This is a genomic window from Cerasibacillus terrae (assembly GCF_008039555.1).
Taxonomy (GTDB): Bacteria; Bacillota; Bacilli; order Bacillales; family Amphibacillaceae; genus Cerasibacillus; species Cerasibacillus terrae.
Genome location: NZ_VDUW01000001.1, coordinates 576655 through 589541 on the forward strand (window position 1 = coordinate 576655; position 12887 = coordinate 589541).

The window sequence follows — 12887 nt, forward strand, 5'->3', positions numbered from 1 at the left end:
TAATATTATATTATATATGATAATGAAGCGAAAGGGTATCTATGTCATACAATTGTTATAATTTAATGTGTATGAGTGTTATAAATTGAAAATATAACGTAATAAATACTCTTCGTAAACATATATAGTAATCTCCCCCATCGGTGGGGGAGAAATTTAAAAATGCTGTTTCCATTCAATCATAGATAAATTTGCAAATGATTGAATTAAAGTAGAAATTACATACAAAAGAGCTAATCGGTTGTTTTTTAGTTGTTCATCTTTATCCATCACCATATTATGGTCAAAAAATGATTCAATTGGTTGTGCTAATTTACTTAGAGCATTTAATGCAGATACCGCATCTTGATTATTGTTATGTTGTTGGAATTCATTTTTCACAATTTGGTACTGTTCATATAGTTCTTGTTCAGATGGTGTTTGTAATAAAGTAGGATCTACAACACCCACCTCTGATTTTCCAGCTAAATTCATGACTCGTACAAGGGATTCTTGAATAGTTTTAAATGTCATATCATTTCTTTTAGATGATAATAATATAGCTTTTTCTTTCGTGTATGTTAATATCCCTATTTCTTGGTCGATTACGGCATGAATCACGTCTGTTTCTATAGATAATTGTTTCAAAATATAAGTCATTCGTTGTTTCATAAACTCCATTGTGGTTGTTCTTAATTCCTCTTTATTCATGCCTATGATGTCTTTTTCCATATAATGTTCAATTGGTATAGCAATTAAACTTTCCATTGAAATATCCCATTTTTCATTTCCTAATACCCTTAAAATTCCAATCGCTTGTCTTCTTAATCCATATGGATCTTGAGAACCGGTTGGTTTTAAACCAACATGAATACATCCAACAATCGTATCTAACTTATCAGCAATGCTCACGATAGAACCAATGGAAGATTGCGGTAACACACCATCAGCATGATCAGGTAAATACTGCTCTCTAATAGCTTGTGCTACCTCATTTGGTTCATTAGCAAGTAGTGCATATTTCTCGCCCATAATCCCTTGTAATTCTGTAAATTCATTTACCATATCTGTCATAAGATCAAATTTACTTAATGTAGCCGCTCTTTCGATTTTTTCGATCTGTTCTTCTGTTAGATGCACTTCTTTTGCAATCATTTTTGCTATAAATGTAACTCGTTCTATTTTATCTTTTAGGGTACCAAGTTTTTCCTGGAAGACAACATATTGTAACTTATCTTGATAGTATTGTAAATCTCGCTTTCGATCTTCTTCATAAAAGAAACGTCCATCTGACAATCGTGCTCTTAATACTTTTTCGTTTCCTTTTCTAACAGTGTCTAGGTGGACATCATTTCCATTACGAACACTGATAAAATGTGGCAACAATTTCCCATCAGTCGATCGAACAGGAAAATATCTTTGATGCTCTTTCATGGAAATAATCAGGACTTCCTCAGGTAATTCTAAAAATTCCTGTTCAAATGAACCCATAAAAGCAGTTGGATATTCCACAAGATTTCGTACCTCTTGCAGTAAGCTTGATTCCATTGGGACATGTATTTGTTTCTCATTTTCTAAATCATGAATTGCTTGTTCAATCAATTGTTCACGTTTCTTTGGATTTGCTATAACATACTCTTTTTCTAATAATAGTTCATAATCCTTAGGCTGTTCAATAACAACCGGTTTTCCTAAAAATCGGTGGCCTTCTGTCATGTTACCTGTTTTCACTTGAGCGATTTCAAAAGGAATGATTTCATTATCAAAAAGCGCCACCAACCAACGGATTGGTCTTGCGTAGCGAATTGTTTCACTACCCCAACGCATATTTTGCGGAAATGGAATGTTTAATATAATTTCTTTAAAAGAAGATAACAAATCAAATGTTTTCTTTCCAATTGTACGCTTTGAAACGAAAATATAAGTTGTCCCTTTTATATCTTTTGTATAGATATCATCAGTAGTCTTTCCTTGACCTTTCGTAAAACCAATTGCTGCTTTTGTCCAGCTACCTTGTTCATCCTTCGCAATTTTTAATGCTGGACCTCTTACTTCTTCTTCCATTGTTTCTTGTTCTTCAGCAACATTTGTTAGTAAAATCGCAAGCCTTCTCGGGGTTGAAAATGTTTGTAAAGATTCAAAGGCAATTCGTTCATTCTGTAGCCAAGAAACGGTCTGTTCCTGTAATTGCCTTTCTGCATTATCAATGAACCGTGCAGGTAATTCTTCTAAACCGATTTCAAACAAAACATCCTTGCTCATTTATTTCCCCTCTCTTTCTAGCATTGGAAAGCCAAGTTCTTCTCTTTTTGCAACATAGGATTTCGCAATTTTTCTTGCTAAATTTCTTACTCTAGAAATATATCCCGTTCTTTCTGTAACTGAAATTACTCCTCTGGCATCCAATAAATTAAAGGTGTGTGAACATTTCAATACGTAATCATAAGCAGGGAAAATTAAGCCCTCTTCCATGATTCTTTTTGCTTCTTTTTCATACATTGAAAATAATTGAAACAACATTTCTGTATCAGATTTTTCAAACGTATATGTAGAATGTTCAAATTCGGGTTGCAAGAATATATCATTGACGGTTAATCCTTCTGTCCATTCTAAATCAAAAACATTTTCTTTATCTTGTATATATGATGCTAAACGTTCAATACCGTAAGTCAATTCAACTGTTACGGGATTAGCTTCAAGCCCACCAATCTGCTGAAAATAAGTAAACTGAGTTATCTCCATTCCATCTAACCATACTTCCCAACCAAGCCCCGCAGCTCCTAATGTTGGATTTTCCCAGTTATCTTCAACAAAACGAATATCATGTTCTAGTGGATTAATTCCAATTGTTCGCAAAGAATCTAGATATAAGTCCTGAATATTGTATGGAGACGGTTTAATTACGACTTGGAATTGGTGATGTTGATAGAGACGATTTGGATTTTCGCCATACCTTCCATCTGCTGGTCTTCTTGATGGTTCTACATATGCCGCTCTCCAAGGTTCTGGCCCAAGACTTCGAAGCAGTGTCATTGGAGACATTGTTCCTGCTCCTTTCTCTACATCATAAGCCTGTACAAGTGCACAATTTTCCTTTGACCAATACTCCTGAAGACGCAAGATCATTTCTTGAATATTCATTCATTCAACCTCCACTTTTCAAAAAATTACAACAAAACCGTCCCTATGTCATTAGTAGACATAGGGACGGTTTATTCCGCGGTTCCACCCTATTTGCTCAAAATAATGATGAGCCACTTACACGCTTTTGCTCCAGAGTGCCTTCGTTATCGTTTTATTGCTCAGCTCGCACGATCCTGAACTCGCTTTAATAAAATTTCGATAAGTACTTTTCTCCTTCACAGCAAGCTTATTTACATATATGTAAAATCATATCTTTAAAAAGTCACTATGTCAATAAAAAGCCTTAGTTTAAACGTTTCATTTGTTGTAAAAAACGTTTTGACTTTAAATAGTAACCACCATAAGTATCATAATATGCATCTAATATATTCCTAAGCAAAAGCTTATTTTCCTTTTTTACAGATATATTTCCTACACGTTCCAAACGTATGTTAATAAATAGATGCAATAGTTTTGCTAGTTTATTTGGTAAAGAAATCGCATTTTGGTCTAAGCCCATACAGTTCGTACAGAGTAATCCACCTTCCTGAATAGAAAAAAAGAACGGAAACTGATTACTCGAACAATTCGCACACCCATCTAATACAGGACCAAAACCACCCAATTCAAAGAGTTTTAATTCATACATCATGATTGGAATATCTACATCTTCATGCTCTGCAATCCATTGCATGGTTTGATATAACTCATTGAACAGCACATTATTTGGTTTTTTTTCGTCTAATATTTTATCTGTCAATTCTGTAATATAGGCTGTATATGCCGTTTTGAATATATCTTCTCGTATGGCTCGAAAAGAATATTGAATTTCTCCCTGTTGCACAGTTCCTAAACCTGTACCTAAGTAAACCAAGAAGTCACCATAAATGAATGGCTGCGTAACAGCAGCCATTCTACTCTTTGGTTTTTTAGCACCACGTGCAATCGCAGAAAATTTACCAATTCTTTTACTAAAAATCGTAACAATTTTATGTGTCTCTTTAAAATCTTGTGTCTTTAAAATGATTCCTTCCATTTTTTCGAGCACACATTTTCACCTTCTCATCATCTAAAATACGCTATTCATTTTTTTCTATCTCTGTATATGTCTCCACATCATCTCTTTGCAATGAATCTTCTTCTATTTGCTTCAAAAGTAAATATGTTTCAATATCTCCTGTCTTACTAAATAAATTCCAAGTTATGTCAATCATAAGAAAATCCCCTTCCTTATACTTGAATAATAACTTTTATATCACTTCACTATTAGAATAACCTGAGCTAAAGAAACCATGTTTAATAAAATTTACCAAGATTAGTATTCATTTTCATTAAATCCAAATTCTTGCAAACGGCTCGGTTTATTTCGCCAATCTTTTTTCACCTTAACCCATAAATCTAAAAAGACTTTTGTCCCTAACAATGCTTCAATATCTTTTCTTGCTTTCATACCAATTTCCTTCAACATTTTTCCTTGTTTCCCAATAATAATCCCTTTTTGTGATGCTCTTTCTGTAATAATGGATGCTTGAATATAAATAGCATTTGACTTTCTTTTTTCAATTGAATCAATCACAACAGCGATAGAATGAGGAACCTCTTCCTTTGTCAGTTGCAATGCTTTTTCTCGGATAAATTCACTTATAATGAATCTTTCTGGATGATCTGTGACTTGGTCAGCTGGATAATATTGCGGCCCTTTTGGTAAATAATTACCAATTAAGTTAAGTAATTCTGAAACATTATCCCCTTTTAATGCTGAGATTGGGACAATTTCAGCAAAGTCGCATTTTTGTCTGTAGAAATCAATCAGTGGTAATATATCGTCTTGATGAATTAAATCAACTTTATTCAATAATAGGAAAATTGGTTTTTTAACCGATTGTAATAAATCTAATATATATTGATCCCCTTTACCATAACCCTCTTCTACATTAATCATAAAAAGGATGACATCCACTTCGTTTAATGTATTTTCAGATAGTTTCACCATAAAGTCACCTAATCGATGTTTGGGCTTATGGATTCCAGGTGTATCAATAAAAACAAATTGTGCATCTTCCCTCGTAAGAACACCTTGTATTTTATTTCTTGTTGTTTGTGGTTTATCACTCATAATAGCAATTTTCTGTCCAATAACATAATTTAAGAATGTAGATTTTCCTACATTTGGTCTGCCAATAATAGAAATAAATCCTGATTTATATTCGTTTTTCATGTTACCCTCCAAAGTTTTACAAGATTGTCTAAGAAAACGAAAATGTTATTTTTTGTATTTCATTCATCTTCATGTTAGTTCATATCATACTATAAAATAAAATGTTTTTCATGCTTTCGACAAAGATTATAATAACATTGTAAAATCAGACAAATTATCAGAAAAAACTAGGTATCATTTTTGTATACTTTTTTGCTATTGTAAATACATTCATTATTCATAAGTGAAATTTTACCATCATCTTTAACAATAAAAAAGAGACTTCAATGTAGAAATCTCCTTTTATAAAAACAGTTGTAAAATATAGGGCAAAAAAATAATTAAACCAATTATAACAGCAACAATAGAAGTGATTAATACTGCTCCGGCTGCAAGGTCTTTGATAGCTTTCGCTACTGGGTGAATTTCCGGTTTTATATAATCAATAATAAGCTCTACTGCCGTATTAAACAGTTCAGATACAAGAACAAACCCAATAACAAAAATGATGGCAATCCATTCAAATAATTCTAAGTGACAAATCAAACTAAACATGATTACCACAACAGTTGCTAACAGATGAATGCGAAAGTTTCGCTCGTTTTTTATAGCATAGATAATCCCAGCTATTGCATAACGAAATCCAATCGGAAGTCGTTTATCTTTCAAGATCAAATGCTCCTAAGATTTCCTCTTGTTTTCCAAACATAATCTTTTCATCATCCTCATTCATATGATCATATCCCAATAAATGTAAAAGTCCATGTACTGCAAGAAACCCAAGTTCTCTTTCAAACGTATGACCATATGCTTCTCTTTGTTCTTCTGCCTTTTCAATTGAGATAATAATGTCGCCTAATATTAATGGAAGATCCGCATCATTTACAGACAACTCCCCCTCCGCCTCTTCTTCCAAAGCAAAGGAAATAACATCTGTTGGTTGGTCTATTCCACGGTATGTGGCATTTATTTTTTGTATTTCTTTATTGGTTACAAAACTTAGAGACACCTCTGCTTTGTCAGGAATTTTCTCTTTCGTTGCTGTAAATAGTAATAGATCCTTTACTAACTGAAGGTGTGAGTCCTCTAATGTCTCTGTTAAGTCATTACAGTCAATTCGCATTACACTTCCTCCTTTTCTGGATATTGAATTCGTGAGTGGAAAATCCCTTTCAATGTGTCACAAATTGTTTGTTGGGCTATTTTTAGTTCCATAAATGTAAGGGCGCATTCATCAAATTGACCATCTGTTAATCGATCTTTGATAATGGATGATACAACTTCCTCGATTTTTTCCTTTGTTGGTTCCTTTAAAGAACGGGTTGCTGCTTCCACAGAATCACAAATAGAAACAATGGCCGTTTCTTTTGTTTGTGGTTTTGGTCCTGGATAGCGAAATTCCGATTCGGTTACATGCTCATCTGTTTCTTTTTCCTTGTAATAAAAATACTTCAATAATGTTGTTCCATGATGTTGCTGTGCAATTGCTATTATTTCCTTTGGCATTTTATGCTTTTTAAGCATTTCTACCCCATCATATGGATGGGCCATAATGATCTGTGCACTTTGCCTTGGTTCTATAAAATCATGTGGATTTCGGATTGCTAACTGATTTTCAATAAAATAATGTGGACGGACTGTTTTTCCGATATCATGATAATATGCCCCAACACGTGCAAGTAATCCATTTACACCAATTGCTTCACAGGCTGTTTCACTTAAATTGGCAACCATGACGGAATGATGATACGTACCAGGTGCTTCTGTTAATAATTTCTTTAATAATGGATGGTTTGGGCTTGAAAGCTGTAATAGCTTAATATCTGATAAAATTCCTAAGCTAGTTTCAAAAAATGGTAATAATCCAATTGCTAGTACTGCAGAAAGGAAAGCAGATAAGACACCAAAGCCAGATTGTAAAAACAAATCTTTTATGGAATATTTTTCAAAGGATAGGAATAGAAATAATAGTACAGTAACAATATTAACTATAGACATCCCTATACCAGATTTCATAATGGTTAATCGATCTTTCACATTTACAAGAAAAATAATCGCAGCCATTTGTGAAAAGAAAAAGTATATTCCTGCTTCCATGTTTAAAGAACCTGGAATTTCTCCATTAAAAATAATAGTTCCTAATATTGCATATAAAGATGCTAGTACAATAGCCAATCGTTCATTGATTAACAACTTAACTAATAACACACCTGTCGCAACAGGTACCGTATAAAAAAGCTGATTTGTTGTTGTCGTATATAAACTAATCACTTTCATTAAGGAAATGACTAATATCGAGATAAATAAAACAGATAAGATAATCCCTCTGTCTATTCCTTGCTTTTTATCTAATACAAACAATTCATAAGTGATAATAGATAAAATCATTGCAATAAAGATTAACAGACTAATTACTGGATAAAAGTTTCGCTCTTTATTTAGTAATCCAACAAGTTTTAATTCTTCATAAATTTCATTTGTAATCGTTTGTCCTTCACGAACAATGATTTCCCCTGCTCGAATCACCACTGGATCTACATTGCTTGCAGCACTCTTCTGAGCTTCCATTGTTTTATCATAATCAAAAAATGAATTTTCTACTATTGAAAATTCAGCTAACTTTTGAAGGTGTTTTTTGAAGTCTTCTTCCAAATCGGTATATTTTATACTTGATATTGCTTCAGATGTTGCCCGTTCTATATTTTCCATACGTACGCCATTTGATAGAATTTGTTTTACTGATTCAGTCAGTTCCTTTTTTCCTTTATTTCTTTCTTTTTCATCTAGCTCTAATAAATATGCAAACACACTATCATTTATTTGCTCCGTAATTTCAGGAGAAAGAATTTGCTTCAATTGTTGTAATTTTTCCTGATGAGTTAAAGATGCCTCATCATTCTTCTTTTTCGCTTCTGTCTTCTCAATTGTATTGATTGCTTCGAATATTTCCTCAATAAATTGGATCCGTTGATTTGTAATTTCCTTTGAAATATCAAAGCGGTCTTTTACAGATTGCACAGCTTCTCGTGTTTTTCGCTCTGTTTCTTGTTCATTTTCAATTGTAATTGGGGAACGAATCGTTTCTTTTGCCGTATTAAAACGTTTAATATCGTATGTTTTGGTATAAACATTGTTTAAAGTAATAAACAGTAAAAATATACCTAAAACAAAACCAGAAATCACAATTGGAATCCATTTTGTTTTTTTTATGGATTGTACTATTTTTTGAAAGAAATTCTGCAAAACAAATCACCTCATTTCTTTGTATTTAAGAGGAACTAGATTTAAAAAAGGATGTTCTATTACATATCATTGGTGCGTGTCGTATGCCGTAATAATCTCTTGTACTAATGGATGTCTTACCACATCTGCCTCTGTTAGGTGGATAAAAGAAATAGCTTTAATACCTGCAAGAACCTCATTAGCAACACGAAGACCTGAACGGACTCCTTTTGGTAAATCAATTTGGGTAAGATCACCTGTTATGACCATTTTTGATCCAAAACCAAGTCTAGTTAAAAACATTTTCATTTGTTCTGGTGTTGTATTTTGAGCCTCATCTAAAATAGCAAAGGCATCATCAAGTGTCCTTCCCCGCATATATGCAAGGGGGGCAATTTCAATAATCCCCCGTTCAATTAAGCGCATCGTCTGTTCTAGTCCTAAAACATCATGTAAAGCATCATATAATGGTCGTAAATAAGGATCTACTTTCTCCTGTAAATCTCCGGGTAAAAAACCAAGGCTTTCTCCCGCTTCCACTGCGGGTCTTGTTAGAATAATTCGCTTCACTTTACCTTGTTTCAAAGCTAGAACCGCCATGACAACCGCCAAATACGTTTTTCCAGTACCGGCAGGACCAATGCCAAATACAAGGTCCTTTGCATGCATTGCTTGTATATATTCTTTTTGTCCTAATGTTTTAACACGGACAGATTTCCCTTTGGCATTTTTCGTTATTTCATCCTCAAACAATGTTTCAAATTGATTAATTTTCCCTTTTTTTGCTAGATCAACCGCATATACAATATCTCTTTCTGTTATTGAAATTCCCTTCCGAATAATCACTAATAAAGCTTGTATAATTTGTTGTACAAGTTGTATTTGCTGTTCATTCCCCGAAACTCTTACTTGCTCACCCCTTGAAACAATGGAAATATCTAGAAGGGATTCTAGGCGTTTTAAATATTTATCATGGTTGCCAAATAATCCCAATGCTTCATCCGAATTGGTTAATGTGATTTCTATAGTATGAAGGTTTTCCGACATAATCAATCTCCTTAGTACAATCATTTAGTTTAAGTATACATTACTCTTTTTCCTTAGACTTTTGTGTGATAGATCGAGCTTGTGCAATATCTTCTTCGACGGATATGTATAAGGTTAATATAACTTTATCATGCTCCATAATTTCATGCAAAATTTTTTCTGATAATATTTTTGCTTTAGGTCCTAATTGAATTTGTAATTCTTTTTCAGCTTGTTCTTTTCCGATTTGTATTGCCTCTTCTTTATTACGATTTAAAGTATGTTTTTTCTTCTCGCTATAGATGTGTTCTGTGATAGAAAATGGTAGCTTCCATTTTAAAAAGTATACAGGATGTTCCACCTTTTCTACATCCATTTCTTCATATTTGGGGGATTTTAGATTCCAAATGGGCAGGTTTAATTTAGACCATTCTAAATAATACTTCTGTTTCTGTTTTCCCGTCAATTGTTCATAATTACCCTTTAACGGAATAGTTACATTTACCTTATACCATGTTTTAGCGATTATTTCACCTTGTGCGGGAACTAGGATATCCTTTTTATCCTTGTCATCCTTTTCATTTTCATTCTCATTTGAATCAGATAAATTTCCAGAAACTAGGAGTTTACCTTTCGTAACATAATCATGAATTGCAACTTTGGGAACACCTTTTGATATGAACATCTTTTCAATAACACCAGTTTTTTCCGCAATTAAATCTTGTGGCTCTAAAGAATCTTCTTCCTTAACGATTAATTTTTCTACCCCTTCCAAATGAAAGCTTGTCCCTTTTCTTTCAACGCCAACCCATAAAAGTTCAGGTACATCATTTAACAACTTTTGTTGAATAGAACTGGGGGTATCGATACGAAACATCCATGCCCCAGGATGAACACCCTGATTTTTTAACGCCTTCGTAATTTTCTCTTCTAAGTCTTTCGGAAATCCATTCATTTCTACTTTCCAAATAATATTGGATAATATAAAAATAAACATAACAGTTATAATCATTGCAATAAATAATGGTTTTCGTTGTAATAAACGCTTCCATAAGAATGGTAATCCTCTTTGTTGAACAATTTCAATTGTGTAATTTGTTTGCGCTTGCAGTTCTTTTATATATGATAAATGTTGCTTTTTTATCGTACCTAAACAAGTCTCTTCCCCTTTTTTAACAACATTCCATATTGGGATACCTTGCATCGTACATTTTTGAAAAAAACGTTCAGGCATTTTCCCCGACACTAATATAGTTAAATAGCCTGTAAAATATAACATTTGTAATTGTTTCATCTCTTCCCCTCAACCTTTCAAATATCTTTAATATTATTCATGAGGAATAAATTTTATATCTGAAATATTCCCTTCTAACAAAACTTCCTCAGGTAACATCATTTTCAGCTTAAAAGAAGAGCCATTGATTTGGACAAATCCATTTGTAATTTTTAATCGTAGTTGTTTATCTGTAAACACTGCAATTCCCTTATGGTTTTCAACATATACATGAACATCACCAAGCATAGTTATACGTGGCAACTCTAATACTGTATCAGAAGGTAGTGAAAAATAATCTACAAGTAATCGCCGGAAACGCTGTTGCACTTTCTTCAAATGGTCTCCCCCTCTCATCATTTATATTTATGTATCTAAAGGTAAAATAAGAACAAAAAAGGATCATTTACTTTATAAGGTAAATGATCCTTTTTTCTATAATTGTTTCCGTCTTTCCGGGATTGGTTTATATCGTTTAAATGCTCTTGGTGGCCCTAAGACCTCTGACATAATAATCCCTTCTACTAGACCTTTTTTTGTTAATTGTCCTTTCATTTGTTTCTTAAACTCTTTTTGTTGGTTTGCCTGTTGTTTTCTTTCCTTAAATAATTGTTCGATATTTCCTATCTCTAAATCTTCCAATTTATCATATGAAATATCTACATCTGTATTCATTTTCTTAGCATACTGTTCTAATTGAAGTTGCTGTTGTTCTTCAATAGATAAATCATCCAACTGCTCCAAATCTATTTCATTGTTTAATGGAGCTTCATTTTCCTGTTGTTCAGCAAAAACAGGAACAGTTTTTGGTTTTGGCTTAGCTTCAGGCTTAGGATCCAGTTTTCCAAGTGGATGTTTTTTTGGTCTTACAGTGGTCGGATTTTTTTGCTTTTCGCCTTGTTCTGAATCACCAAATAAAAACTTCAAGACCCCGCCGATAATCAGGATAACAAGGAATGGATTACTAATTAATGCTTCTATGAATTCTCCCATTATACCTCTCCTCCCTAATTAAATGCCTGATTATTTATCTTTTTTTTCATTTGATTCATCTGACTCTTTGGAAAGTTTTCCAATTGCACCACGCATATCTGTATCTGCATCAATGTTTTGGTAATTCATATAATCCATAACACCCATTTTCCCAGAACGTAACGCTTCCGCAAGTGCTTTAGGAACATCAGCTTCCGCTTCAACAACATGTGCACGCATCTCTTGAACACGAGCAACCATTTCTTGTTCACGAGCAACAGCCATCGCACGACGTTCTTCTGCTTTTGCTTGTGCAATATTTTTATCTGCTTCTGCTTGGTCTGTTTGTAAAATCGCACCAATGTTTTTACCTATATCTACATCTGCAATATCAATGGACAAAATTTCAAATGCAGTTCCAGCATCCAACCCTTTTGCTAATACAGTATGTGAGATTGTATCAGGGTTTTCTAATACTTGCTTATGTGAATCAGAACTACCAATGGTACTTACAACACCTTCACCGACACGAGCAATAACCGTTTCTTCACCAGCACCACCAACTAAACGATCAATATTTGCACGAACCGTAATACGAGCTAATGCTTTTACCTCTATTCCATCCATCGCAATCCCTGCAATAAAAGGTGTTTCAATTACCTTAGGATTAACACTCATCTGTACAGCTTCTAACACATTTCGACCAGCTAGGTCAATTGCTGCTGCACGTTCAAAAGTTAATTCCATATTCGCACGATGTGCAGCAATTAATGCATTAACGACCCTGTCTACATGACCACCTGCTAAATAATGACTCTCTAACTGATTTGTTGTAACGGTAAGACCTGCCTTATGCGCTTTGATCAATGGATTGATCACACGATTTGGAATTACTCGACGTAATCGCATACCAACAAGTGTAAATATTCCAACCTTAACACCAGCAGCTAATGCACTAATCCACAGCATAACTGGAATAAATGTAAATAAAATAGCAACCGCAATTAAAATAACTGCGACAATGATAATAGGTAATAAACCTTGAATATCCATATTATCTTCCTCCTAAATAATCATTTTTATTATATATCCTAA

The 12887-nt window shown here is 33.5% G+C and carries 13 protein-coding genes; all 13 read right to left on the reverse strand.

Annotated elements, in window-relative coordinates; translation table 11 throughout:
- Window positions 1-156 precede the first annotated feature (156 nt).
- Window positions 157-2241 carry a glycine--tRNA ligase subunit beta gene (gene glyS, locus FHP05_RS03000; RefSeq protein WP_147665737.1) on the reverse strand — a complete coding sequence of 695 codons (2085 nt, stop codon included), beginning with the start codon at window positions 2239-2241 and terminating at the stop codon, window positions 157-159.
- On the reverse strand, window positions 2242-3120 hold the full coding sequence (gene glyQ / locus FHP05_RS03005) for a glycine--tRNA ligase subunit alpha (RefSeq protein WP_147665738.1): 879 nt from the start codon (window positions 3118-3120) through the stop codon (window positions 2242-2244).
- Between the two features lie 286 nt (window positions 3121-3406).
- A complete protein-coding gene (gene recO, locus FHP05_RS03010) occupies window positions 3407-4150 on the reverse strand; it encodes a DNA repair protein RecO (protein ID WP_147665739.1) in 744 nt (247 codons plus the stop codon).
- A gap of 31 nt (window positions 4151-4181) precedes the next feature.
- Complete coding sequence (locus FHP05_RS03015; RefSeq protein ID WP_147665740.1) at window positions 4182-4316, reverse strand: YqzL family protein; 135 nt, start codon at window positions 4314-4316, stop codon at window positions 4182-4184.
- 101 nt (window positions 4317-4417) lie between these two features.
- Entirely contained in the window at window positions 4418-5320 is a 903-nt protein-coding gene (gene era, locus FHP05_RS03020) for a GTPase Era (protein ID WP_147665741.1), read from the reverse strand.
- A 282-nt stretch (window positions 5321-5602) separates the two neighbouring features.
- Window positions 5603-5968 (reverse strand): diacylglycerol kinase family protein, encoded by a 366-nt coding sequence (locus FHP05_RS03025; protein ID WP_147665742.1) that lies wholly within the window; start codon window positions 5966-5968, stop codon window positions 5603-5605.
- Window positions 5958-6422 carry an rRNA maturation RNase YbeY gene (gene ybeY / locus FHP05_RS03030; protein WP_147665743.1) on the reverse strand — a complete coding sequence of 155 codons (465 nt, stop codon included), beginning with the start codon at window positions 6420-6422 and terminating at the stop codon, window positions 5958-5960. The genes FHP05_RS03025 and ybeY overlap by 11 nt, the downstream gene beginning before the upstream one ends.
- On the reverse strand, window positions 6422-8542 hold the full coding sequence (locus FHP05_RS03035; RefSeq protein ID WP_147665744.1) for an HD family phosphohydrolase: 2121 nt from the start codon (window positions 8540-8542) through the stop codon (window positions 6422-6424). Before FHP05_RS03035 ends, ybeY begins: the two co-directional genes overlap by 1 nt.
- Window positions 8543-8608: 66 nt before the next feature.
- Entirely contained in the window at window positions 8609-9568 is a 960-nt protein-coding gene (locus tag FHP05_RS03040; RefSeq protein ID WP_147665745.1) for a PhoH family protein, read from the reverse strand.
- Between the two features lie 40 nt (window positions 9569-9608).
- A complete protein-coding gene (gene yqfD / locus FHP05_RS03045) occupies window positions 9609-10841 on the reverse strand; it encodes a sporulation protein YqfD (RefSeq protein WP_147665746.1) in 1233 nt (410 codons plus the stop codon).
- A 33-nt stretch (window positions 10842-10874) separates the two neighbouring features.
- A complete protein-coding gene (gene yqfC / locus FHP05_RS03050) occupies window positions 10875-11150 on the reverse strand; it encodes a sporulation protein YqfC (protein ID WP_330998071.1) in 276 nt (91 codons plus the stop codon).
- Between the two features lie 105 nt (window positions 11151-11255).
- A complete protein-coding gene (locus tag FHP05_RS03055; protein ID WP_147665748.1) occupies window positions 11256-11813 on the reverse strand; it encodes a hypothetical protein in 558 nt (185 codons plus the stop codon).
- Window positions 11814-11843: 30 nt separating this feature from the next.
- Window positions 11844-12845, reverse strand: a complete 1002-nt coding sequence (floA, locus tag FHP05_RS03060; RefSeq protein WP_147665749.1) for a flotillin-like protein FloA — start codon at window positions 12843-12845, stop codon at window positions 11844-11846.
- Window positions 12846-12887 lie beyond the last annotated feature (42 nt).

Coding starts and splice junctions, on each gene's coding strand:
- glyS (WP_147665737.1), bottom strand. CDS start 2,241: ATGAGCAAGGATGTTTTGTTTGAAATCGGTTTAGAAGAATTACCTGCA.
- glyQ (WP_147665738.1), bottom strand. CDS start 3,120: ATGAATATTCAAGAAATGATCTTGCGTCTTCAGGAGTATTGGTCAAAG.
- FHP05_RS03015 (WP_147665740.1), bottom strand. CDS start 4,316: ATGATTGACATAACTTGGAATTTATTTAGTAAGACAGGAGATATTGAA.
- era (WP_147665741.1), bottom strand. CDS start 5,320: ATGAAAAACGAATATAAATCAGGATTTATTTCTATTATTGGCAGACCA.
- ybeY (WP_147665743.1), bottom strand. CDS start 6,422: ATGCGAATTGACTGTAATGACTTAACAGAGACATTAGAGGACTCACAC.
- FHP05_RS03040 (WP_147665745.1), bottom strand. CDS start 9,568: ATGTCGGAAAACCTTCATACTATAGAAATCACATTAACCAATTCGGAT.
- yqfD (WP_147665746.1), bottom strand. CDS start 10,841: ATGAAACAATTACAAATGTTATATTTTACAGGCTATTTAACTATATTA.
- FHP05_RS03055 (WP_147665748.1), bottom strand. CDS start 11,813: ATGGGAGAATTCATAGAAGCATTAATTAGTAATCCATTCCTTGTTATC.
- floA (WP_147665749.1), bottom strand. CDS start 12,845: ATGGATATTCAAGGTTTATTACCTATTATCATTGTCGCAGTTATTTTA.